The sequence below is a fragment of the Rhodoferax sp. GW821-FHT07G04 genome (genome assembly GCF_059418585.1).
The window spans coordinates 75,635-99,305 of record NZ_JBWKQD010000006.1 but is presented as its reverse complement, the minus strand read 5'-3'; the positions used below and the strand labels follow the sequence as shown (position 1 = coordinate 99,305).

Here is a 23,671-nt window from a genome sequence, read left to right as displayed (position 1 = left end):
ACCCCCATGGCCAGCGACCTGATCAAACACGTAACCGACGCCACCTTCGAGGCGGATGTGCTGCAGTCGGCACAACCCATTCTGGTGGACTATTGGGCCGAATGGTGCGGTCCTTGCAAAATGATTGCCCCGATTCTGGACGAAGTCTCCACGTCCTACGAAGGCAAGCTCAATATTGCCAAAATGAATGTGGACGAAAACCGCGAAATCCCGGCCAAGTTCGGTATCCGCGGCATCCCCACACTGATGCTGTTCAAAGACGGCCAACTGGCCGCCACCAAGGTGGGCGCCTTGAGCAAGGCCCAATTGGTTGCATTCATTGACCAGCAACTGGCATAAACGTGCCGTGCCCCAATCGGCGAGAAGCAATTTCCCGCCGGGCCGCCCCAAGGGAAATTAGTCCCCTCGGGGGGCAGCGACCCGCGGAGCGGCGGAGCGTGGGGGTAAATATTCCGCGGTCGCTTTTTTTCCTGTCATAATTCCAATCGTTTACCAGCAACCCACAAGGGCTGGTCCCGCTCCCGGGCTAAGAACATTGAGGCCAAGTGACAGGTCTTGCCTCACCCCCCTCCCCCTGAATTTCTCTCTTCTGATTACTCCGAACTTCTCGGTCATTTCCCCTACGGGACCCATTCCATGCACTTAAACGAACTCAAGGCACTGCACGTGTCCGAAGTCCTCAAGCAAGCCGAAGAGCTTGAGATCGAAAACACCGGCCGCATGCGCAAACAAGAGCTGATGTTTGCGATCATCAAGAAGCGGGCCCGCGCGGGTGAACAGATCATTGCGGATGGCGTGCTGGAAATCCTGCCCGACGGTTTTGGCTTTTTGCGCAGCCCCGACACCAGCTTCACCGCCAGCACCGACGACATCTACATCAGCCCCAGCCAGGTGCGCCGCTTTAACCTGCACACCGGCGACATGATCGAAGGCGAAGTGCGCACACCCAAGGATGGTGAACGTTACTTCGCACTGAACAAGCTGGACAAGGTCAATGGCGGTGGCCCCGAGGAGAACAAGCACAAGGTGATGTTCGAAAACTTGACGCCCCTGTTCCCCAAGGAGCAGATGCGCCTGGAACGCGACGTCAAGAACGAAGAAAACATCACCGGCCGCATCATCGACATCATTGCCCCCATCGGCAAAGGCCAGCGCGCTCTGCTGGTCGCACCGCCCAAGAGCGGCAAGACCATGCTGATGCAGCACATCGCCCACGCCATCAGCGCCAACTACCCCAAGAGCCACATGATGGTGTTGCTGGTGGATGAGCGCCCTGAAGAAGTGACCGAAATGCAGCGCACCGTCAAGGGCGAGGTGATTGCCTCCACTTTCGACGAGCCGGCCGCCCGCCACGTGCACGTGGCCGAAATGGTGATCGAGCGCGCCAAGCGCCTGGTCGAACTGAAGCAAGATGTGGTGATCCTGCTGGACTCCATCACCCGTCTGGCCCGCGCCTACAACAACGTGGTGCCCAGCTCCGGCAAGGTGCTGACCGGCGGTGTGGACGCCAACGCCCTGCAACGCCCCAAGCGTTTCCTGGGTGCTGCCCGCAATGTGGAAGAAGGCGGTTCGCTGACCATCATCGCCACTGCGCTGATCGACACCGGTAGCCGCATGGACGAAGTGATCTTTGAAGAATTCAAAGGCACCGGCAACAGCGAAATCCACCTGGACCGCCGCCTGTACGAAAAGCGCGTGTTCCCCGCCATCCAGCTCAACCGCAGCGGCACACGCCGCGAAGAGTTGCTGTTGCAACCCGAAATTCTGCAAAAAACCCGCATCCTGCGCCAGTTCCTGTACAACATGGACGAAATCGAGGCGATGGAAATGGTCTTGAAGCAGATGAAGGCAACCAAGACCAATGGCGAGTTCTTCGACATGATGCGCCGGGGCGGCTAAACAATTTATAGCCCCCACGCTCCGCCGCTGCGCGGGTCGCTACCCCCCAAGGGGGCTAATTTCCCTTGGGGCGGCCCGGCGGGAAATTTGTTGCCCCCACGTTCTGCTTCTGCGCGGCGCCGAACGTAGTGCAAGTGCTTGATTTACTTGTATAATCCGAGGTTTTCTGCGGAAAGTAGTCCAGATTGGCTGGTCCGGCTCCCGCATATTGAGGAAGAGTTATGAAAGACGGCATTCACCCCAATTACCGCGAAGTGTGCTTCCAGGACATGTCCAACGGCTTCAAGTTTGTGACACGTTCCTGCGCCAACGCCAAGGAAATGATCAAGATGGAAGACGGCCGCGAGCTGCCCTGGATCAAGTTGGACACCACCAGCGAATCGCACCCCTTCTACACCGGCACACAAAAATCCGTGGATAACATGGGTGGCCGCGTTGAGAAGTTCCGCAACCGCTTCGGCAAAACAGCCGCCGCCAAGTAATTCGACTTCAGGTTTTGGCCTGAACTGTCACCCAAAAAGCAGCCCGGATTTCCGCGCTGCTTTTTTCTTTCCCTTTTGAATCCGTGAACCACCCCAACCCCGCCATCGTCACCCAGGCCGGCGCCCGGCGTTTTCCGCGTTGGGCCTTGCTGCTGCTGTGCTGCGCCTATGTGCTGCCAGGCTTCTTGGGCCGAGATGCTTGGAAGAGCGAGGACATGGCGGCCCTGGGGTTCATGGCTGAGTTGGTGCAAGGCAGCTCCGATTGGCTGGCCCCCAGCTTGATTGGACTGCCCAATGACAACCCGGCCCTGCTGCCCTACTGGCTAGGGGCCTGGGCCATGCAACTGGCACCCGCTGGGGTCGCCCTCGACTTCGTGGCGCGCATCCCCTTTGTGCTGCTGCTAGGCCTTGCCATGCTCGCTACCTGGTATGGCACCTACTATCTCGCCCGTAATCCATTGGCCCAGCCGGTCCCGTTCGCCTTTGGCGGCGAAGCCCTGCCCGCCGACTATGCACGGGCCATGGCGGACGGTGGCTTGCTGGCCTTTATCGCCTGCCTGGGGCTGGGCCAGCTGGCCCATGAGACGACCCCGGCATTGGCTCAGTTGGGCTTCTCGGCGCTGTTCTTTTATGCGATGGGGGCACTGCCCTACCGGCGCAAGGTTCCGGCCATCGCGGCGGCACTGGGGCTGATCGGCCTGTCACTATCCGGTGCGCCCAGCCTGGCCATCCTGTTTGGCTTGGGCAGTGCGTTGCTGCATTCCGTGGACCACACCGCTGACACGCAAGACACGGCCCGCAACCGCCGCGTTGTCCGCGAAAGCATCGCCATCGTTCTGGCCACATTGGTTAGCGCCGCGCTGGCCATGGCTCTGGGCTTGCTGCGCTGGAAGTTGCAGTGGCCGCAAGCGCAGTGGGCCGATTGGAATGGCTACATCCAGTTGCTGGTGTGGTTCACATGGCCCGCCTGGCCGCTGACCCTGTGGACCCTTTGGCGCTGGCGCTACCAGTTGTTCAGCCGCCGCATCAGTCGGCACATTGCGCTGCCCACTTGGTTTGTCGGCGTGTGCGTGGTGGCCACATTGCTGACTGGCTCTTCAGACCGCACGTTGCTGCTCGCTCTGCCGGCACTGGCAACGCTGGCAGCCTTTGCCCTGCCTACGATGAAACGCCAGGTGACAGCCTTGATCGACTGGTTCACGCTGCTGTTTTTTTCCGGCTGCGCCTTCATTGTGTGGGTGGTCTGGATCGCGATGCAGACCGGTGTTCCCGCCCAGCCCGCCGCCAATATGGCCCGCCTGGCCCCGGGGTTTGTAGCCAGCTTTTCACTGCCGACATTTGCACTCGCAGCCGTAGCCACCCTCGCCTGGGGCGCCTTGGTGCAATGGCGTGTGGGGCGCCATCGCGCCGCCATCTGGAAGAGCCTGGTGCTGCCCGCTGGCGGTGCCACCTTGGGTTGGCTGTTGTCGATGACGCTCTTGATGCCGCCACTCAACTATGCCCAAAGCTACAACGTGCTGGTGCAGCGTACGCAGGCGCAACTGACGACACCCGGCTGCGTAGAAGCGCTGGGTCTGGGCCAAGGCCAGATTGCTGCCTTTCAGTTCTACGGCAAACTAGAGTTGACACCCATGCACAAAGACGCCCAATGCCCTTGGTTGTTAGTGGAACCCCTGCCTGATCTGTCCGCACCGCCCGGCATCGACCCCGATGTATGGGCCCAGCAGACGCTGATTCAGCACCCGGCCAATAGCGGGGAATCCGTGTTGCTGTTTAAGCGCCAGGCGTCCGAAGTCAGTGCAGTGCCGGCACTTCCAGCGCCGAGCGAACCCGTTGTGGCGGAAACGTCAGCGAAAAAGTAGAGCCCTTGCCGGGCTGGCTCTCGATAGACAACTCGGCACCGTGGCGTTGGGCCACATGCTTCACGATGGCCAGCCCCAATCCCGTACCGCCGGTTTCGCGAGAGCGGCTGCGATCCACGCGGTAAAAGCGTTCGGTCAGCCGCGGTATGTGCTCTTGGGCAATACCTGGCCCCTGGTCCTTGACATAAAACACCACGCCGCCCTCCGGCATGGTCTTGAAGCCCACGTCAATACGGCGCTGCGCAGGCGTGTAGCGGATGGCATTGCCAATCAGATTGGACATGGCGCTATGCAACTCCAACGCCGAGCCCGCAATTTCACAACCCTGCGCATGCTCAAATCGCAGATCATGTGACTGCGTCCACAGCAAATGCGACAAGTCCTTGGCATCCTGCTCACACTGCTGCATCAGCGCATCGCCCGACACCCATTCATGGGCCGACGGCAACGGACTGCCCTCCAGACGGGACAGCGTCAGCAAATCACTGACCAGGGTCTGCATGCGCGTGGCCTGTTGCGACATCAAGCCCAGGTAGCGCTGGCGGTCCTGGTCGTTCAACGGCAGAGTTTGCAAAGTCTCAACAAAGCCCGCCAACACCGTCAGCGGGGTACGGATTTCATGCGACACATTGGCCACAAAATCGCGCCGCATGGCTTCCGCCTGCTCCACCGCCGTGATATCACGCGACAGCAGCAGCATGCGACCATCGCCATAGGGGTGCAAGTTCACCGACAAGGTCACGGGCTTGGAGCTGCTGCTGTCTCGCCCCGGCATCGTTACCCCATGCAGGAAGTCGCGCGACGCCAGATAAGCCGCAAAGCCAGGGTCGCGCACAAGGTTGCCAAAATGCTGCAGCAAATCGCGCCGCGTATCAAAACCGAAGTGGTCGGCCGCAGTCTGATTGAACCACTCGATGCGGGTTGCTGAATCCAGCAAGACCACGCCGTTTGGCGAGGCCTGCAGAGCCGCCAGAAAGTCTTTGAGGCGACTTTCACTTTCCACCGTCAGCCGGTTACTGGCCTTCAGCATACGGCGTATGCGGTCATGCGCCTCACCCCACAAGCCGTTGCCGATTGCCAAATCTTCGGTCGCCCCCACACGCAGCCAGCGCAGTAGGCGCAAGCCGCGCACGCTGTCCAGCACAAACCACAGGTAGCTACCGGCCAATATCGTGGCCAGCGTCATCTGCCATTCATCACCCTTAGGCGCGATCAGCCACCCTATGCCCGCAGCAACCGCTTGGCACAGTACCAAAGACAACAAACGCCAATACATGCCCTAACGATAACCCGCAAACGAGAGAAAAGAAGAGCCGCGGACTAGGCGCTGGCTTTTTCCGCCGCAGCGGTCAACACGGGTGTTGCCGGCGTCGCGGTCAGGCGGTAGCCCGCCCCGCGAACGGTCTCCACCATGGGACCGGCTGTGGTCAACGCTTCGCGCAGGCGCTTGACGTGCACATCCACCGTACGTTCTTCGATGTACACATGGTCACCCCACACCTTGTCCAGCAACTGGGCACGGCTGTGCACGCGCTCAGCATGGCCCATCAGGTAGTGCAACAGTTTGAACTCCGTGGGCCCCAACTTCAGGGGTTTGTCTTCAAACGACACACGGTGTGTCGCTGGGTCCAATACCAAGGCGCCAATCGTGATCACCTCGCCCGCCTGTTCAGGCGTACGGCGCCGTAGCACGGCACGGATTCGAGCCAGCAATTCCTTGGTGGAAAAGGGCTTGGCGATGTAGTCATCGGCGCCGGCATCCAGGCCTGCGACCCGGTCGGCCTCGTCACCGCGCGCGGTCAACATGATCAGGGGAACCGACTGCGTGCGCGGGTCTGCGCGCCAACGTTTGGCCAATACCAGACCGCTCTCCCCAGGCAGCATCCAATCCAGAAGGATCAGGTCCGGCAAACCAGCGTCCAGATCCCGTTGCGCGGTGACGCTGTCGCTGGCCCAGATGGGGCGAAAGCCGTTGTGCCGCAGATTGACGGCAATCAGTTCGGCAATGGCCGACTCGTCTTCTACCACCAGTACCGAGGGCATGTTTCTCATGGCATCTCCCGCAAGCTTGTGGCAGGCACCGATTGCATGGCGTGCACAGCAACAAAACTCATTTACTTGACCACCGATTCAATTTTTTCCATCGTCGTGTGGCGCACATCTTCGCCCTTGACCACGTAGATGATGAACTCGGCGATGTTCTTGGAATGGTCGCCAATGCGCTCAATCGCCTTGGCCAGGAACAACAGGTCCAGGCTCGGCGAGATCATGCGCGGGTCTTCCATCATGTAGGTGATGAGCTTGCGCACAAAGCCATCAAACTCGGCATCGATCAGGTCGTCTTCTTTCAGGATGGCCACTGCAGCAGCCACGTCCAGGCGGGCAAAGGCATCCAGGGCCTTGTTCAGCAGGCCCGAGGCCAGATCGGCCGCTACGCGCAATTCCAGCGATGGCAAGGCACGGGGCGAACCGCTTTGGATGATGGAGCGCACCATGCGGGCGATCTTCTCGGCCTCATCCCCCACCCGCTCCAGGTTGGCTGTGGTCTTGGAAATAGCAATCAACAGGCGCAGGTCACGGGCCGTGGGCTGGCGCCGGGCGATGATGGAAGACAGATCGCGGTCGATCTCGATCTCCATGGCATTGACGCGTGCCTCGTTGGCCGAGACCTCGTCGGCGACCTCCACGCTGAACTGCGACAGGGCATAGATGGCGCGGCGGATTTGCGACTCCACCAGACCGCCCAACTCCATGACCTGGGACGAGACAGAGGTCAGTTCGCTATCGAATTGCGTTGATAAGTGTTTGTCAACCATAGGTCTCTTTCTGTTCAACCGAATCGGCCGGTGATGTAGTCTTCTGTCTCTTTGCGTGTGGGCTTGAAGAACATTTGTTCCGTTGCCCCGAATTCCACCAGGTCGCCCAGGTACATATAGGCGGTGTAGTCGCTGCAACGCGCGGCCTGCTGCATGTTGTGGGTCACGATGACCACGGTGTAGTCGCTCTTCAGTTCCACAATCAGCTCTTCCACCTTGGCGGTGGAGATAGGGTCCAACGCCGAGCAGGGCTCGTCCAACAACAGCACCTCGGGTTTGATCGCAATGCCGCGCGCAATGCACAGGCGCTGCTGCTGGCCGCCCGACAGGCTGGAGCCACTTTGGTGCAGTTTGTCTTTGACCTCGTTCCACAAAGCGGATTTACGCAGCGCCCATTCAACCCGCTCTTCCATATCGCTGGTGTTCAGCGATTCGAACAACTTCACGCCAAAGGCTATGTTGTCGAAGATGGACATGGGAAACGGCGTGGGCTTCTGGAACACCATACCCACCTTGGCGCGCAGCAGGGCCACGTCTTCCTTGCTGGTCAGCAGGTTTTCGCCGTCTAGCATGATCTGGCCCTCGGCGCGCTGCTCGGGATACAACTCAAACATGCGGTTGAACACGCGCAACAACGTGGACTTGCCACAGCCCGAAGGACCGATGAACGCGGTCACCTTGTTCTCGGGGATCTCCAGATTGATGCCTTTGAGGGCGTGGAACTTGCCGTAATAGAAGTTCAGATCCTTGACGGCGATTTTTGTCTTCTCGGGTGCAGTGGATGTATTCAGCATGGAATGTTCTTTGATGGGTTGGCTGCAACGGGGTTCACGCTTTGGAACGGGTCAGCACCCGCGCCAGAATGTTCAAGCCCAATACCGCTGCGGTGATGATGAAGACGCCGGCCCAGGCCAGTTTTTGCCAGTTTTCGTAGGGGCTCATGGCGAACTTGAAAATGGTCACCGGCAGGCTGGCCATGGGCTCACTCAAGGAAGAGGTCCAGAACTGGTTGCTCAAGGCGGTGAACAGCAAGGGCGCGGTCTCACCGGCAATACGGGCTACGGCCAGCAGTACGCCGGTGATGACGCCGGTTCGCGCAGCCTTGAGCGTAATGCTCAAGATGACCTTCCACTTGGGCGCACCCAACGCGTAGGCGGCTTCACGCAGGCCAGCGGGCACCAGTTGCAGCATGTTCTCAGTGGTGCGAATAACCACCGGAATCACCAGCAGAGACAGCGCGACCACACCGGCATAACCCGAGAAGGACTTGAAGCGCGACACCACCACGGCGTAAACGAACAGGCCGATCACGATGGATGGTGCGGACAGCAGGATGTCATTGACGAAGCGGGTCACCGAGGCCAGCCAACTCTTGGAATCAAACTCGGCCAGGTAAATGCCTGCCATCACACCCACCGGAGTTCCCAACCCAGTAGCCAGGGCCACCATCACGAAAGAACCGTAGATCGCGTTGGCCAGACCACCTTCGTCATTGGGCGGAGGCGTCATCTGCGTGAACGTGGCGACCGACAGGCCGCCCAGGCCCAGGCGAATCGTCTCCCACAGGATCCAGAACAACCAGAACAGGCCAAAGGCCATGGCGATCAGTGCCAGGCTGGTTGCCAGTTGGTTCACGCGCTTACGGCGCGCAAACTTGGCAGCCTTGAGCTGCAATGCGGTCGCGCTCATGTCCGCGCTCCTTCGTTTTTACGCAGTTGTGCGAGCAATAGTTTGGACAGCGACAAGATGACAAAGGTGATGAAGAACAGCACCAAGCCCAGGTACATCAACGAGGCTTGGTGCAGACCCTCGCCGGCTTCGGCAAACTCATTGGCCAGGGCCGACGTGATGCTGTTGGCCGCTTGAAACAGGCTCAGCGAATCCAGTTGGTTGAAGTTGCCGATGACAAAGGTCACGGCCATGGTCTCTCCGATCGCACGCCCCAGGCCCAGCATGATGCCGCCGATCACACCCGTCTTGGTGTAGGGCAACACGACCTTGGAAACAACCTCCCAGGTCGTAGCACCCAATCCATAGGCGGACTCTTTCAGCAGCGCCGGTGTGACTTCAAACACATCGCGCATCACCGCCGCAATAAACGGAATGATCATGATGGCCAGGATGACGCCCGCCGACAAAATACCAATACCCACCGGTGGTCCGGAGACAAAGGCCCCCAGGTAGGGCACGCCGGAGAAAGCCGCCTGCATGGGTTGCTGCACATAAGTCGCCAGCACCGGCCCAAAGACCAGCAGACCCCACATGCCGTAGACGATGGACGGCACTGCCGCCAGCAACTCAATCGCTGTGCCCAGCGGACGCTTGAGCCAGGCGGGCGACAGTTCGGTCAGGAACAAGGCGATACCAAAACTCACCGGCACGGCAATCAGCAGTGCAATCACCGAGGTCGCCAGCGTGCCATAGATCATTACTAGGCCACCAAACTCCTCTTTGACCGGGTCCCACGTGGTGCTGGTCAGAAAGCCCAGCCCGTACTTGTGTATGGCCGGCCAAGCGCTGATGGTCAGCGACAGCAGAATCGCCAGCAGCATGCCCAAGGTGACAAACGCCGCACCCTTGGCCAACAAACCAAAGACGAAATCGGCCCAGGGGCCCGATCGAGCCCTCTTGGTAGGTGGAGGTTGGGTCATTGCACGAGCCGGCTCACTGGCGGTGGGATTGGAGGGAAAGTCGCTGTGCACAAGTGTAGTTGACATGGTAGTTTGCCTCGTCAATCCCTGCTCTGCTGCGTCCAAAACGGCTTACTTGAACGCTACGGGCTTGCCAGCACCGTCTTTGATCTCGCCCCAGGACTTTTCAATCGCGGCGATCACGGGCTTGGGCATGGGTACATAGTCCAGGTCGGCGGCTGTCTTGTCGCCGTTCTTGTACGCCCAGCTGAAAAACTTCAGCACTTCGGTCGCGTTAGCGGGCTTGTCTTGCTTGGTGTGCATCAGGATGAAGGTGGCGCCGGAGATGGGCCATGCATCCTTGCCAGGCTGGTTGGTCAGAATCTGGTAAAAGGACTTGGCCCAGTCGGCGCCGGCAGCAGCAGCCTTGAAGGTGTCGTCTTCAGGCTTCACAAAATTGCCGGCAGCGTTTTGCACCAGGGCGTAAGACATCTTGTTTTGCTTGACATAAGAGTACTCCACATAGCCCATGGAATTGGGCAGGCGGGACACGAAGGCGGCGACCCCCTCATTGCCCTTGCCACCGGCGCCCACGGGCCAGTTCACGGCGGTACCCTCACCGACCTTGGTCTTCCACTCGGCATTGACCTTGCTCAGGTAGTTCGTGAAGATGAAGGTGGTGCCCGAACCGTCTGCGCGGCGCACTTGAGCGATGGCGGCATCGGGAAGATTTAGCGTTGGGTTCAGCGCCTTGATGGCGGGGTCGTTCCAGCGAGCCACCTTGCCCAGGTAGATGTCACCCAGCAGTTGGCCGGTCAGCTTGAGTTCGCCAGGATTGATGCCCTTGACGTTGATGATGGGCACCACGCCGCCCATCACGGTGGGGAACTGCATTTGGCCCTTCGACTTCAGCACCTCGTCGGTCTGGGGCATGTCAGACGCACCGAAATCCACCGTCTTGGAGTCGATCTGCTTGATGCCACCACCCGAACCGATGGACTGGTAGTTCACCTTCACGCCAGTGGCCTTGTTGTATTCAGCCGCCCACTTGGAGTAGACAGGCGCGGGGAATGTAGCGCCTGCACCGGTGACTTCCTGCGCACCCACCGCACCGGCAAAGCCCAATGTGGTGGCCAGGGTCAAGGACAAAAGCGGCAGTTTGGAGACGATTCGCATGGGTAACCTTTATTCGGTGGATTGAGGAATGAAAGGACTTTAAGAAGTTTTTATGACAAGTCTGTGACATATCTTGGGTTTTTGAAACCCCCTCCCCAGCAGGTTTGCACGGGGGTATGTAGCCAAACTTTCGCCAATTTGTCACATGACAGTCACAAAAGATTTCTACGCTACAGCCTTTCTTTTCAACCAACGGAACCCATCACCATGTCACAAACCAACGTCTTCGCAACCCTCCGCCGCACCGCTTTGCTGGCCGCCATTACGCTGGCCATGGGTGGCTGCGCTACCACGGCAACCCCCGTGAACCTGGCCGACAGCGTGGCGGGCAATCCGTCGTTGAGCACCTTCAACAGCCTGGTGGCCCAAGGCGGCCTCACCGAAACCCTGAAGACCGGTGGCCCCTACACCGTGTTCGCCCCCACCAACGAAGCGTTCAAGGCACTGCCTGCGGCTACCTTGGATGACCTGAACAAGCACCCGGAAAAGCTAAAGGATCTGCTGAACTACCACGTGACCACCGGCAAGCTGATGGCGGTCGAAATCAAAAACAGCAATGCCAAGACCCTGAACGGCTCGAACGTGGCCCTGTCCAAGGCCGGTGAATTCGTCACCATCGAGAACGCCGCCGTCGTCGTCGCCGACCTGGGCGCCACCAATGGCGTGGTCCACACCATCGACACCGTCTTGCTGCCTCCCAAGAAGTAAGACCGCGGACCGCAACAGCCCCCATTCGGTGGCATCCCCGCCACCGGCCATCGCATAAAAACACACGCCAGCCCTTGTCGGCATTGCGTGAACAGCTATCACATCCATAGCATGGTGGGCGCTCGCCCGCCCCGCTCACAAAAGGCCCATGACCATGAACGCCCTCTCCAACCCCGGCCGCCGAGGCGCCCTCCGCAATCTGGCCAGCCTGTCGCTGGCTTGTGCAACGCCCTTATGGGCCCAGCCGTCCAAGAGCGGGCGTGCCCTCTCGGTGGCCCAGATTGTTGACACCTCGACCAGCCAGATCGACGTGACCAAAGACTTTCTGGTGGGTTCCCGTGCCGCCTGGCAAGAAATCAACAGCCGCGGCGGCCTGCAAGGTGCGGCGGTCAAGCATCTGGTCATCGAGGTGGACGGTTCTACTACCAGCCTGCGTTCGGCGGTGGACACGCTGAGGGGTGAATCCCATTGCGTAGCCTTGTTCGGCACGGCCGGCGACAGGACGGCATCGCAAATCGCCAGCCTGTTGGGTCGTGAACTGCCGGATCTGGCCCACGTGGCCCCTTGGCTGCAAAACGTGGAAGCCACGACCGCGGCCAATACCTTCCCGATCTTTGCGTCGCGCCAGGAGCAGATCGCCCATGCCATCAAGTCGCTGTCGGTGATGGGTATCACCCAGGTAGGCGCCGTCTATGGCTCGGCGGCTGAGCACGCTGCCTACAAGAACGACCTGCAACAGATCGCCAGTGCGCTGAACTTGGGCATCGTTTCCTACACCACGTCCGGCGACTTGCGGGATCTGGCCCAGTCTTTGAAGGTGGACAGCCCACGCGTCTTGCTGTTCGTGGGCGGCACGCCAGAGCTGGTGCGCTTCTCGCAGGGCGTGGAGAAACAGGCTGCGCAGCGTTACATCATCGCGATGTCAGACGTGAACCTGCAAAGCATCCAGCAAATGGGCATGTCGCGCTTCACGCCGATGATCGCCACCCAGGTGGTGCCCATGGTCAATGCCAGTCTGCCCATCGTCCGGGCCTACCGCGCGGCGCTGAGCCGTTTCTTTGACGAGCCGCCCACACCGTTGAGCCTGGCGGGCTATGTCTCCGCGCGCTACACACACGAAGTGCTGCAGAGCGTGGATGGCAGCATCAACCGCGCCAACGCCCTGCAGGCCTTCGCACGCCGCAGCACAGTGGACCTGGCGGGCTTTCGCATCGCGCCGGACATCCGCAACCGCGGCGGCGCCTACGTAACCCAGAGCATGATTTCTGTGGACGGTCGCCTGGTCGGTTGAGGCCCGTATCCTTTAGGGGCGCGCCGCAGCCGGCCCAGGGCCGGTGCTATGCTCTGGCGGTCGTTCCATCCTTTACCGAACAATACTGATGCAAATGGGAAATCGCCTGGCCGCCGTGGATTTGGGGTCCAATAGTTTTAGACTCGAAATCGGGCGTGTAGAACACGGCGTCTTCCAGCGTACCGAGTACCTGAAAGAGACCGTGCGCCAGGGTGGCGGCCTTGATGACGACCGCCGCCTGACACCCCAGGCCATGCAAAGCGGCTGGGATTGCCTGGCCCGTTTTGGCGAGCGCCTGGCCGGCTTCAAGCCCCAGGAGGTTCGGGCCGTTGCCACCCAAACCCTGCGCGAAGCCCGCAACCGCGACGATTTTTTGCAGCGTGCCAACACCATACTGGGCTTCCCGATCAATGTGATCTCGGGCCGGGAAGAAGCGCGCTTGATCTACCAGGGCGTGGCACAGATGCTGCCACAGTCCGAAGAACGGCGCATCGTCATCGACATCGGCGGGCGCTCCACCGAACTCATTCTGGGCCAGGGCGCCAATCCGCTGGTCATGGAGTCTTTCCGGGTGGGCAGCATCGCCTGGTCCACCCGCTATTTTCCGGACGGGCAGTTTTCCAAAAAATCCTTCGCCACCGCCGAGATCGCCGCCAAGGCCGTGCTGGATGAGGCGCTGGACGCCTACCACCCCGACCGCTGGGAGATGGCCTATGGCTCGGCCGGTACGGTGGGCGCCATTGCCGACGTGCTGGTCGCCTCGGGCTGGCCTGCAGGTACCGTGACGCAGGACGGCCTGGATTGGCTGCTCGACAAGCTGCTGCTGGCCCAAAGCGCTGACCGCTTGAAGCTGGCCGGCATGCGCGAGGACCGCAAGGCCATCATTGGCGGCGGCGTCAGCATCATGCGCGCCCTCTTCAGCCTGCTGGGCATCCACACCCTGCACCAGGCGGCCGGTGGCTTGCGCCACGGCCTGATCTGCGACCTGCTAGGTGCCACCCACCAGACCGACGACCTGCGCGTCAAGACCGTGCAGCGCCTGTCCACCAAGTTTGGCGTCGACGGCGTGCACGGTGAGCGCGTGGGCCGTGTGGCCACGCAATTGTTTGGGCAGCTGATGGGCTCCACCGGCGTGCCCCCTACCGACGGTGGCCGCCATCTGCGCAAGCTGCGCTGGGCAGCCCAACTGCACGAGATCGGCAGCCACATTTCGCACAGTGATTACCACAAGCATGGCGCCTATATCCTGGACCACGCGGACGCGATGGGCTTCTCCTTGTCCGAAATGCACCGCCTGAGCCTACTGGTGCTGGGCCATCGGGGCAAGCTGCGCAAGCTGGAAGCGACCTTGTCCGATACCGACTTGCTGGCCCAGTTGATGGCGCTGCGCCTGGCCGTCATCCTGTGCCACGCCCGGCGCGACCCGGACATGGCAGGCATGGTGCTAGAGCGCCTGGACCCGCAAGGCACCAGCATGCAATTGACCTGCCGCGCCGGTTGGGCCGAGGCCTTTCCCCAGTCCGCCTACCTGCTGCGCGAAGAGGCCCAGGCTTGGCAAAAAACACCGTGGTCCCTGCAGGTCCTGGGCTGTTAAATCTGGTAACACACACGGCGGCGCCGACAGCCAGACCCGCCGTTATCATGGCCGCATGTACCTAACGGTTTACCTGCAACGCTGGCTGGCGCAGACGGGTCAAGCAATCCAACGCGCGGCCGTGGAGTGGGTAGGCCTGTTGCACCTGGGAGCCGGTATCCTGGTGCTGGCCTTGTCCCCCAGCAGCTATTCGGCCGCCAACCGGGCCATTCTGGTGCGCCACATGTATGTCAACACGGCCCCCATACTGCTGGGCTTTACGGTGGTGTGCGCGCTGGCCACCATGATCCTCACCCGCATTGTCGTGGTCACGGCCCATAGCTACGGCCTCACCCAATACGCCTTGCAGGTCGTCATTCGCGTACTGGTGCTGGAATTGATCCCGCTGACGGCTGCACTCTTTGTCGCCCTGCGCTGCACCATTCCCGACGGGGCCGAGCTGCTTGCCATGCATGCCAACGGCCAATTCGACACTTCGCCGCAGCACCGGCTGGCCACCACGCAACGCGAGGTACCGCCCCGGGTGGTGGCCGGCCTGTTTGCCGGCACCACGCTGGCCGCGCTAAGCAGTGTGGTGGCTCTGTGTGTGGCCTACCTGACCAGCTACGGCTTCACCACATCGGGCCTGGCCCACTTCACGCGTATGTTTGGCCAGGTTTTCAGTCCGGCGGTCACGCTGATTTTTGTGCTGAAGATTGTGCTGTTTTGCCTGACCGTGTCGCTGATCCCCATGACATCGGCCCTGGTGGGCATGACGGACACCAAGGGCACACGTGCCAGCACCGTGCGCACCAGTGCCGAGATGCGTGGCCTGGTCCGCATGTTCACCGTGATACTGTTGATCGAGATGCTCTCCCTGGTCGGAAACTACTACTGATTGCAAGCCTACCCCCATGAACGCACCCGAGTCCCCGCCTCCTGTATCCGCTAGCAACCTGGAATTCAAAGCCCGGCTGCTGATGGTCTTCATGCTGGTGCTGGTATGCAGCTCCGTGCTCTTTGTGATGTACGCCCGCGGCGCCTTTGACGCCACACAGCGCCTGGTGCTGATGGCCGACGACTCCGAGGGCGTCGTCATTGGCATGGACCTCACCTTCTCCGGCTTTCCGATCGGGCGGGTCCGCAACATCGAATTGTCGGAAACCGGCAAGGTGCGCATCCTGGTCGATGTGGCCCAGAAGGATGCCCACTGGCTGCGCACCAGCAGTGTATTCACGCTGGTGCGCGGTGTCGTGGGTGCGCCCAATATCCGCGCCTATACCGGCTTGCTGGACGACCCACCCCTGCCGGACGGCGCAGTGCGCACCGTGCTGCAGGGCGATGTCAGTGCGGAGATCCCCAAGGTCATCTCAGCCACCAAGGAACTGATTGAAAACCTCAACACCCTGGTCGGTGCAGGTGGCGCCGTCCATGCCAGCTTGGGCAATCTGCAGACCCTGACGGGCAAACTCAACGGCCCACAGGGCGCATTGGGTGTGCTGTTCGGCAATGAGCAGGATGCGAAGAAGATTGCCAACACGCTGGACCGCACCAATGCACTTTTGGCCAAGCTCGATGGCATGGCCGTCAAGACCGACACCCAGGTATTCGGCAGCAAGGGGGTGCTGCCCGAGGCCCGCGCCACCGTAGTGCAACTCAATGCCCTGTTGGGCGATGCGCGCGAAAGCCTGAAGAAGGTGGACACCGTGCTGCAAAATGCCCAAGCCATCAGTGCCAATGCCAAGGACGCCACGGCCGACCTGGGCGTGCTGCGCGCCGATGTGGAAACCAGCCTGCGCAAGATCGATGGGTTGGTCAACGAGATCAACCGCAAATGGCCGTTTGCACGCAGCACCGAACTCCAACTGCCATGACCATGTCTCACGCCCCTCACTCTCGCCACACGCGCGCGGCCATCTGTCTGACGCTGGCCGCAAGCCTTTTGCAGGCCTGCTCCAACACACCCAAGGCACCCGACTGGCAACTCGAAGCCAAGGCCGCCATGGACCGCTCCGTGGCCGCCTACCTGCAAGGCAATACCCGCGTCGAGCAGGCCGAGCTGGCCCGTGCACGGGCACAGCTCTCCAGCACCGGCCGGGCCGACCTGATTGCCAACGCAGAGTTGCTGCATTGCGCGGCACAGGTAGCTAGCCTGGTGTTCGAGCCGTGCGCCCGATTTGAAGCCCTGCGCCCCGACGCCAACGCGGCTCAACGCGCCTACGCGGACTACCTGCACGGGCAATTGGCCCCTGGCCAGATTCCGCTGTTGCCCACAAGCCAACAGGCGGCCGCCAACCGCGGTGCGGATGACGGCAAGCCCCTGCAAGGCATTGAAGACCCCCTGTCCTTGCTGGTCGCAGCAGGCGCACTGCTGCAAACAGGCAGGGCCAACCCGGCCACAATTCAGCAGGCGGTAGATGCGGCCTCGGCCCAAGGGTGGCGCAGGCCGCTGCTGGCCTGGCTGGGTGTGCAGGCCAAACGGGCCACGCTGGCCGGAGACACGGCTGCTGCCGCTGCCCTGCAACGGCGGATCCAATTGGTGCAGAACGAAACACCTGCGACGCCATAGACCGCGCCGCCCTTTCCTCTGGGAGGGAGTCTGGGCGGCTATACGTTCTGCTCCCCAGCTTCCAGGTTCCGCCCCGCCCTTCGGGCTCCTCCTTTACCTGCGCAGAACGCATAACCGCCCAGACTCCTGGCGCTCGTGGGGTGAAGGTTGGTTAGTGAAAATTGACGATTTTCGGCTAACCATATAAACTGTATATACCGTTTATATAAAAAGGAAATTCAATCTATGACCGTTGTCGAAAAAGCTGTTGCTGTTGCAACCAAACCTGCTGTCGCAAAATCCCCTTCTAAACCAGCAAGCAAGGCGTTAGCAAAGAGCACCAGCAAGGCCACTACGGTGAAGGCTGCCGCAGCGCCGGCCAAGAAGACCGCAGCACCCACAAGCGCCAAGTCGGCCAGCAAGCCCGTTGCAAAACCCGCAGCCAAACCTTCGGCGAAAGCGGCGCCGGCCAAACCCGTCAAAGCCAAGAAGCCCAAGATGGTTCGCGACAGCTTCACCTTCCCCAAGGCCGAATACGCCGTCCTGGACACACTGAAGTTGCGTGCCGCCAAACTGGGCAGCCCTGCCAAGAAAACCGAGCTGCTGCGCGCCGGCATCAAGGCCATTGCGGCTCTGCAAGACACCGCCTTCCTGGCTGCTTTGAAAGCCGTGCCCAGCCTGAAGACCGGCCGCCCCGCCAAGCCCAAGGCCGCCTGACCAAAACTGCAGATGCCGCCCTTCGCGGGGCGGCCTACAGCACCTCAGGTGATTGCACTGTCACCACCACGGTCTGCCCACCGGTTTCGCGTTCGCGGTAGCGCAGCCACCACAGCGCGCCCTTCTTGACGCTGCATTCGCTGGCGCTGAGGCCCAGCAGGCTGGCAATCGTTTGGCCCAGCGTGGGCTGGTGCCCTACCACCAGCAAGCACCCCTTCGCGTGGGGCCATTGCACCAGCTCTAGCAGTTGCGCGGGGCTGGCCATGGGGCTTAGCGCAGGGCTGAACCGGAATTTACGGCCCAGTGCATGGGCGGTTTGCTCGGTACGCCGCGCGGGGCTGACCCAGATGCGGGCACCATCGGGCAACTGGCGGTCCAGCCAGGCTGCCATGCGGGCCGCCTGCTTTTCGCCGCGCGGTGTCAGCATGCGGGCCATATCGTCGTCGGCGCCTACCGCCTCCGTTGCCTCTGCATGCCGCCACAGAATCAGGTCCATGGCCTATCCAACCTGCGCCTTGCCGGCTTCGGCATAGCGCGCCATCAACGCAGCCTGGGCGCCGTGCGCCGGCGTCTTGCCGTCACTGTGGCTGCGGGTGTATTTGCCATCCGGCCCCAAGTCCCAGGCGTCCACACCATCGTGCAGGTAGGCCACCAGGCATTCGTCCACCAGGCGCTGGCGCTGCACGGCATCGGTCACCGGCCAGGCCAGCTCTACGCGGCGCACCATGTTCCGGTTCATCCAGTCAGCGCTGGAGAGATACAACTCGTCGTCCTGCCCCTCGCGGAAGTAGAAGACCCGCGAATGCTCCAGAAAACGGCCAATGACCGAACGCACGCGGATATTGTCGGTGTGACCGGGAACCTGGGCCGGCAGCATGCAGGCGCCGCGCACGATCAGGTCAATCTTCACACCCTTGCGACCGGCACGCATCAGGCTTTGGATCAGCGCGTCATCGGTCAGCGCATTCATCTTGATAACGATGCGCGTATCTGCGCCCCGCCCTGCCGCCAAGCCCAGCGCATCGATGCGGTCGATCAAATTGCGGTGCAGATGGAAGGGTGCGAACCACAGCTTGCGCAAGGGCGGCAGCTTGCTTTGGCTGGCCAGGTGCACAAACACGTGCTCCATGTCGGTGGTCAACACCGGGTCGGCCGTGAGGTGGCTGACATCGGTGTACAAGCGCGCGGTGCGGGGGTTGTAGTTGCCGGTGGATAGATGACCATAGCGTTTGAGTACTTTGCCCTCGCTGCGCGTGATCAGCATCATCTTGGCATGGGTTTTCAACCCCACCACGCCGTATAGCACTTGGGCACCGATGGACTCCAGCATCTCGGCCCAGTTGATATTGGCCTCTTCATCAAAGCGAGCCTTCAACTCCACGACCACGGTCACTTCCTTGCCCTTGCGCACGGCTTCGCGTAGCAGGTCCATCAGCTCGGAATTAGGTCCGGTGCGGTAGATGGTCTGCTTGATGGCCAGTACTTGCGGGTCATTCACCGCTTCGCGCAAAAAGTCCAGCACACCGTCAAAGCTCTCGAAGGGCTGGTGGATCAGGATGTCACCACGCTTGAGCTGGTCAAACACCGTCAGATTGGAGTTCATCTGTGCCGGGTATGACGGCTTGTAAGGCGCAAAGCACAAGTCCGGCCGGTCAGCCAGATCAATCAATTGGGTCAGGCGTACCAAGTTCACCGGGCCTTGCACCCGGTACAAAGCCTTGGCCGGCAAATCGAACTGCTGCAGCAAAAAGTCGGATAAATGCTCGGAGCAGCCCGCCGACACTTCCAAGCGCACGGCCTGGCCGTAGTGGCGGTGCACCAGACCCTGGCGCAGGGCCATGCGCAGGTTCTGCACGTCTTCCTCGTCCACCGCCAGATCGGAGTGGCGCGTGACCCGAAACTGCGAGAACTGCCCCACATGCCGCCCTTGGAACAGCTCCGACAAATGGGCACGGATGACGCTGGACAGTGACACAAACAGCGTGCGCCCACCTGCCACCTTGGCCGGCATGCGTATCATGCGCGGCAGCACGCGGGGCACCTTGACGATAGCGATCTCGTTCTCACGCCCAAAGGCATCACGCCCGGACAGGCGGACTATGAAATTCAACGACTTGTTGGCCACCTGCGGAAAGGGGTGAGATGGGTCCAATCCCACCGGTATCAACAGCGGGCGTACCTCGCGCTCAAAATACTGCTTGACCCAGTGGCGCTGGGCCGGGTTGCGATCGCCGTGCGACACGATCTTGATGCCCTGGCGCTCAAAGGCCGGCATCAGTTTTTCGTTGTACAGCGCGTATTGGCGGCCCACGATGTCATGCAGCGAAGCGGCCAAGCGCTCGAACGAATTGACGGAAAACGCGCCCTTGCGGTCCCCGGCCTGCATGGCAATCACATGGGGTTCGGCCCGCACCTCGAAGAATTCGTCCAGGTTGGACGACACGATGCACAGGTAACGCAAGCGCTCCAACAGGGGCACATCTTCGCGCACGGCCCAATCCAGCACCCGCTCATTGAAAGCCAGGATGCTGTGGTCGCGGTCCAGCAGCTCTGGCGCCTTGTCGGGCACCTTCAAGGCGGTTGGCAAGCTGGGACTGCGAAGAAAGGACAACATAGATTCAGCTTCACTATGACACAACAGTGAAGAATTGTTTACGAGTTTGATGACAGTTGTGTGACGGTACTGTGAACAACCCGGTCCGTTTCCAGGGGGATGCCCTTGCGGGCGGAGACCAAATGCCCGGTAAACAATTGCGCAGCATAGGCCCAACTGAAGACCTGCGCCCGCGCGCGGGCCGCGTGGCGTGGAATGCTCAAGGCTTGGTACCAGGCGCTGGCCAGATCCGCGTCCAAGGCCCCGCCGCATGCGGGCTCACCCACCACCTCGGTCGGCCCATCGACCGGGTAGGCCGCGACCGGTGTGCCGCAGGCCATGGCCTCCAACATCACCAAGCCAAAGGTTTCGGAGCGGCTGGGCATGACGAACACATCGGCTGCAGCGTAGACCTGGGCCAGTTCGTCGCGGGGCAGCACGCCCAGCCAGCGTACATGGGGGTAACGCTCGCGCAGGCCCGCCTCCAGCGGCCCTACACCACACACGATCTTGGTGCCCGGCACGTCCATCTGCAAGAAGGCGGCTATGTTCTTCTCGTACGAGACCCGCCCGACGAACAGCGATACTGGCCGGGCCAGCACGCCCAGGGGCGCATAGACCTGGGGCTGCTCCTGGTACTGGAACAGGCGCATGTCCACGCCATGGGTCCAACTGCGCAGATTGCAAAAACCCCGCCCCTGCAACAGGCGCAGCACGTTCTCGGTGGGCACCAACACGCCCGATGACGGCCTGTGAAAATGCCGGAACAGCGCGTAGCCTATCCATAGCGGCAGTTTGATGGCCGCCTTCAAAATCTCGGGGAAGCGGGTGTGAAAGGCCGTCGTAAACGCCAGTTTGCGCCGCAGGCAATAGCGCCGCGCGGCCCAGCCCAGCGGGCCTTCGGTGGCCAGGTGGATCGCATCCGCACCAATCGCGTCCAGCCTGCGCGTCAGCGCCTTTTGAGGCCGCACCGCCAGGTCAATTCCGGCATAGCCCGGGCAGGGTCGGGTATCGAACAGCCCAGGGTGTATGACCTCGACCTGGTGGCCCATGCCCTCCATCTCGCGCACCAGCTCCACCAGAGTTGTCACCACGCCGTTGACCTGGGGGCTCCAGGCGTCCGTCACCAGCGCCAACTTCATGCAGGCACCTCCTGCGCAGCATGCACCAGCACCGTGCTGCTTTGCTCGGCATTCCAGTACAGCAGTTCCAGGCGGCCATCCATGTGCTCGACCAGGGCGCTGCGGCTCTCCACCCAATCGCCATCGTTGCAATACAGCGTGCCGTTGATGTCGCGCATCTCGGCGCGGTGGATGTGTCCGCACACCACGCCGTCATGCCCCAGCGAGCGGGCGGCATTGGCCACGGCCACTTCGAAGTCGGTCACGTAGTTGAGTGCCGTCTTGACCTTTTGCTTCAGGTAGGCCGACAAGGACCAGTAAGGCAAGCCCATGCGCACGCGCAGGCTGTTGAGGTGGCGGTTGAGCCTGAGCGTCAGCTCGTACAAATTGTCACCCAGGAAGGCCAGCCATTTGGCGCACTGGATCACGCCGTCAAAGTGGTCGCCATGCGTGACCCACAGGCGTTTGCCATCGGCGGTGACATGTACCGCGTCTTCGCGCACCTCGATACCGCCAAACTCATGGCCCAGGAAGCCCCGCGCAAACTCGTCATGGTTGCCTGGGATGAAAACCACCTTGCATCCCTTGCGCGCCCGGCGCAGCAGCTTCTGCACCACGTCGTTGTGCGACTGGGGCCAGTACCAGCGCCGGCGCAGTTGCCAACCGTCGATGATGTCGCCCACCAGGTAGAGGCAATCGCTGGGGTGGGCTTTCAGAAAACTCAACAGGGCCTGCGCCTGGCAACCGGCCGTGCCCAGGTGGATGTCTGATACAAAAATAGCCCGGTAGCGGCGGCCGTGCTTGTGGTCGTCGTCATCGTCCGCGAGGTCCGCGTGCGCACCACTCAGCATGCCCCGCGCCAGCGGAGCAAAGGCGTCCGGGCCGGTTCGCATCAGGACTCCAGAAAGTGTTTGCGGTAGCGCGCGGGCAGATCCCCAATGCGCATCAGCATGGGCAGGTCAGCCGAGTTGAAGTCCGGGTCCCAGGCCGGCGGACCCAGTACCTTGGCACCCAGGCGCAGATAGCCCTTGATCAACGCCGGCGGCTCCACGTCCAGCGATGCGTCCAGCTGCTCGATGGGCAGCGGCAATCGGGGACGCACATGGTATTCAATCGGTGCCAGGTGCGTGGCCTGCACCTTGCGCCAGATGCTGGCTGCCAAGTCGCCACTGACCACGCCGTTGTGCAGCATGGGGATGCTGGCACAGCCAATCATCGTGTCCAACTGGTTGCGCACCATGAAGGCACCCAAGGCCCCCCACAGCGCCATGATGACGCCGCCATGGCGGTAGTCCTTGTGCACGCAACTGCGGCCCAGCTCCACCATGCGATCGCGCAAGGACCGCAGGCGGGTCAGGTCGAACTCGGTGTCGCTGTAGGTGCTGCCCACACGCTGGGCCTGCACCGGAGTCAACACGCGGTAGGTGCCAATCACCTGGCCCGTGACCTCGTCGCACACCAGCAAGTGCTCGCAAAAGTTGTCAAACAGGTCGATGTCGTGGCCTGGCAGCGTGGTGTTCAGGCGAGCGCCCATTTCACCGGCAAAGATGTCGTAGCGCAGCTTTTGCGCTGCGCGCACTTCGTCCTGGTGCTGGGCCCAAAAGACCTTGATGGCCAATTGCTGCGGAGCGACCGGTGCACTGGCCGGCCGATTGCCGCCCAGCGTGTTGTTGTTGGCTTCCTGCGGCGCAGTGCCGGTGTGTGACAGTTCGATACCAAAATGTTCTGCCATGGTGTTCAGCCTCCGTGTTGCACCGACATCGTCAGACGTTCGCGCCGTTCGGACAGTGCGTCCAGCCAGGGCTGGGTGCCCGCCTTGAAGCGCAGGCCGCCGGGGCTATTGGCCAGCGCCAGCGCCGTGCAACGCAGAATGCGCAGGCACTGCTGCTCGAACTCAAAGCGGGGGCGGATGGCGGAACTGGCAAGCGACTTGCCAAACTCCACCGCTGCATTCAGATGCTTTCCCATAGCGCTCTCTCCATCGTGCTTGTTATGCGGCGAATTCTGAAAGGCGCAGATGACGCACACACGTCAGTTTGATGGCAGTTGTGTGACAAATCCCTGGGCGCCGGCTGCCCTGTCTGCGGCACGTCCAAGCCCTAGAATGGGCTGAGGGTTAAGCGATAAAACCCCAAATCGGGTTTTTTAGCAGGCCTCATATAGAAAATCAGGCTGTAGCCCTCGTCGAATAAGCGCATATCGCTACACAAAATATAGCAACTACCAGCCATTTGACAGCCCAACACCTGCAAACC

General features: G+C 61.4%; 24 protein-coding genes. 11 read left to right on the top strand and 13 right to left on the bottom strand.

Going from position 1 to position 23,671, the window contains the following annotated elements; genetic code table 11:
* The first annotated feature begins 6 nt into the window (after window positions 1-6).
* The 4 genes from trxA to AC07OO_RS23295 all read left to right on the top strand — a co-directional run bounded on the left by trxA (window position 7) and on the right by AC07OO_RS23295 (window position 4,243).
* Window positions 7-339 (top strand): thioredoxin TrxA, encoded by a 333-nt coding sequence (gene trxA, locus AC07OO_RS23310; RefSeq protein ID WP_495084550.1) that lies wholly within the window; start codon window positions 7-9, stop codon window positions 337-339.
* A gap of 297 nt (window positions 340-636) precedes the next feature.
* Window positions 637-1,899, top strand: a complete 1,263-nt coding sequence (gene rho / locus AC07OO_RS23305; protein WP_495084549.1) for a transcription termination factor Rho — start codon at window positions 637-639, stop codon at window positions 1,897-1,899.
* A 221-nt stretch (window positions 1,900-2,120) separates the two neighbouring features.
* The gene (locus AC07OO_RS23300) at window positions 2,121-2,381 is read left to right on the top strand and encodes a type B 50S ribosomal protein L31 (protein WP_495084548.1); all 261 of its coding nucleotides are present in this window, start codon (window positions 2,121-2,123) and stop codon (window positions 2,379-2,381) included.
* Window positions 2,382-2,464: 83 nt separating this feature from the next.
* A complete protein-coding gene (locus AC07OO_RS23295; protein WP_495084547.1) occupies window positions 2,465-4,243 on the top strand; it encodes a hypothetical protein in 1,779 nt (592 codons plus the stop codon).
* On the opposite strand, the gene phoR is transcribed toward AC07OO_RS23295, so the two are convergent.
* From phoR to pstS, 7 genes are all read right to left on the bottom strand, one after another.
* A complete protein-coding gene (phoR, locus tag AC07OO_RS23290) occupies window positions 4,176-5,519 on the bottom strand; it encodes a phosphate regulon sensor histidine kinase PhoR (RefSeq protein WP_495084546.1) in 1,344 nt (447 codons plus the stop codon). The two genes, AC07OO_RS23295 and phoR, sit on opposite strands and share 68 nt — an antisense overlap.
* A 44-nt stretch (window positions 5,520-5,563) precedes the next feature.
* The gene (phoB, locus tag AC07OO_RS23285) at window positions 5,564-6,295 is read right to left on the bottom strand and encodes a phosphate regulon transcriptional regulator PhoB (protein ID WP_495084545.1); all 732 of its coding nucleotides are present in this window, start codon (window positions 6,293-6,295) and stop codon (window positions 5,564-5,566) included.
* Between the two features lie 62 nt (window positions 6,296-6,357).
* Complete coding sequence (phoU, locus tag AC07OO_RS23280) at window positions 6,358-7,059, bottom strand: phosphate signaling complex protein PhoU (protein WP_495084544.1); 702 nt, start codon at window positions 7,057-7,059, stop codon at window positions 6,358-6,360.
* A gap of 14 nt (window positions 7,060-7,073) precedes the next feature.
* Window positions 7,074-7,853 (bottom strand): phosphate ABC transporter ATP-binding protein PstB, encoded by a 780-nt coding sequence (gene pstB, locus AC07OO_RS23275; RefSeq protein ID WP_495084543.1) that lies wholly within the window; start codon window positions 7,851-7,853, stop codon window positions 7,074-7,076.
* A 34-nt stretch (window positions 7,854-7,887) separates the two neighbouring features.
* On the bottom strand, window positions 7,888-8,748 hold the full coding sequence (pstA, locus tag AC07OO_RS23270) for a phosphate ABC transporter permease PstA (protein WP_495084542.1): 861 nt from the start codon (window positions 8,746-8,748) through the stop codon (window positions 7,888-7,890).
* Window positions 8,745-9,776 carry a phosphate ABC transporter permease subunit PstC gene (gene pstC, locus AC07OO_RS23265; RefSeq protein WP_495084541.1) on the bottom strand — a complete coding sequence of 344 codons (1,032 nt, stop codon included), beginning with the start codon at window positions 9,774-9,776 and terminating at the stop codon, window positions 8,745-8,747. Before pstC ends, pstA begins: the two co-directional genes overlap by 4 nt.
* A 45-nt stretch (window positions 9,777-9,821) precedes the next feature.
* Window positions 9,822-10,865 carry a phosphate ABC transporter substrate-binding protein PstS gene (pstS, locus tag AC07OO_RS23260; protein ID WP_495084540.1) on the bottom strand — a complete coding sequence of 348 codons (1,044 nt, stop codon included), beginning with the start codon at window positions 10,863-10,865 and terminating at the stop codon, window positions 9,822-9,824.
* A gap of 207 nt (window positions 10,866-11,072) precedes the next feature.
* Here pstS and AC07OO_RS23255 point away from each other — a divergent pair, with 207 nt between their 5' ends.
* The 7 genes from AC07OO_RS23255 to AC07OO_RS23225 all read left to right on the top strand — a co-directional run bounded on the left by AC07OO_RS23255 (window position 11,073) and on the right by AC07OO_RS23225 (window position 17,702).
* Window positions 11,073-11,573, top strand: coding sequence for a fasciclin domain-containing protein (locus AC07OO_RS23255; RefSeq protein ID WP_495084539.1), 501 nt, complete (start codon window positions 11,073-11,075; stop codon window positions 11,571-11,573).
* A gap of 154 nt (window positions 11,574-11,727) precedes the next feature.
* Complete coding sequence (locus tag AC07OO_RS23250) at window positions 11,728-12,864, top strand: ABC transporter substrate-binding protein (RefSeq protein ID WP_495084538.1); 1,137 nt, start codon at window positions 11,728-11,730, stop codon at window positions 12,862-12,864.
* 88 nt (window positions 12,865-12,952) lie between these two features.
* Window positions 12,953-14,458: a Ppx/GppA phosphatase family protein gene (locus AC07OO_RS23245; protein WP_495084537.1), complete on the top strand. Its 1,506-nt coding sequence runs from the start codon at window positions 12,953-12,955 to the stop codon at window positions 14,456-14,458.
* A gap of 55 nt (window positions 14,459-14,513) precedes the next feature.
* Window positions 14,514-15,335 (top strand): MlaE family ABC transporter permease, encoded by an 822-nt coding sequence (locus tag AC07OO_RS23240; RefSeq protein ID WP_495084536.1) that lies wholly within the window; start codon window positions 14,514-14,516, stop codon window positions 15,333-15,335.
* Window positions 15,336-15,351: 16 nt separating this feature from the next.
* Window positions 15,352-16,311, top strand: coding sequence for an MlaD family protein (locus AC07OO_RS23235; RefSeq protein ID WP_495084535.1), 960 nt, complete (start codon window positions 15,352-15,354; stop codon window positions 16,309-16,311).
* 2 nt (window positions 16,312-16,313) lie between these two features.
* A complete protein-coding gene (locus AC07OO_RS23230) occupies window positions 16,314-17,006 on the top strand; it encodes a hypothetical protein (RefSeq protein ID WP_495084534.1) in 693 nt (230 codons plus the stop codon).
* Between the two features lie 336 nt (window positions 17,007-17,342).
* Window positions 17,343-17,702 carry a hypothetical protein gene (locus AC07OO_RS23225; RefSeq protein ID WP_495084533.1) on the top strand — a complete coding sequence of 120 codons (360 nt, stop codon included), beginning with the start codon at window positions 17,343-17,345 and terminating at the stop codon, window positions 17,700-17,702.
* A 34-nt stretch (window positions 17,703-17,736) separates the two neighbouring features.
* On the opposite strand, the gene AC07OO_RS23220 is transcribed toward AC07OO_RS23225, so the two are convergent.
* From AC07OO_RS23220 to AC07OO_RS23195, 6 genes are read right to left on the bottom strand one after another with little or no spacing between them, the layout of a single operon-like run.
* On the bottom strand, window positions 17,737-18,198 hold the full coding sequence (locus tag AC07OO_RS23220) for a SixA phosphatase family protein (RefSeq protein ID WP_495084532.1): 462 nt from the start codon (window positions 18,196-18,198) through the stop codon (window positions 17,737-17,739).
* Between the two features lie 3 nt (window positions 18,199-18,201).
* On the bottom strand, window positions 18,202-20,316 hold the full coding sequence (ppk1, locus tag AC07OO_RS23215) for a polyphosphate kinase 1 (protein ID WP_495084531.1): 2,115 nt from the start codon (window positions 20,314-20,316) through the stop codon (window positions 18,202-18,204).
* Window positions 20,317-20,354: 38 nt separating this feature from the next.
* Entirely contained in the window at window positions 20,355-21,437 is a 1,083-nt protein-coding gene (locus tag AC07OO_RS23210; RefSeq protein ID WP_495084530.1) for a glycosyltransferase family 4 protein, read from the bottom strand.
* The gene (locus AC07OO_RS23205; RefSeq protein ID WP_495084529.1) at window positions 21,434-22,309 is read right to left on the bottom strand and encodes a UDP-2,3-diacylglucosamine diphosphatase; all 876 of its coding nucleotides are present in this window, start codon (window positions 22,307-22,309) and stop codon (window positions 21,434-21,436) included. The genes AC07OO_RS23210 and AC07OO_RS23205 overlap by 4 nt, the downstream gene beginning before the upstream one ends.
* Complete coding sequence (locus AC07OO_RS23200; protein ID WP_495084528.1) at window positions 22,309-23,148, bottom strand: GNAT family N-acetyltransferase; 840 nt, start codon at window positions 23,146-23,148, stop codon at window positions 22,309-22,311. Before AC07OO_RS23200 ends, AC07OO_RS23205 begins: the two co-directional genes overlap by 1 nt.
* A gap of 5 nt (window positions 23,149-23,153) precedes the next feature.
* Window positions 23,154-23,384 carry a hypothetical protein gene (locus AC07OO_RS23195; RefSeq protein ID WP_495084527.1) on the bottom strand — a complete coding sequence of 77 codons (231 nt, stop codon included), beginning with the start codon at window positions 23,382-23,384 and terminating at the stop codon, window positions 23,154-23,156.
* Between the last annotated feature and the right edge of the window lie 287 nt (window positions 23,385-23,671).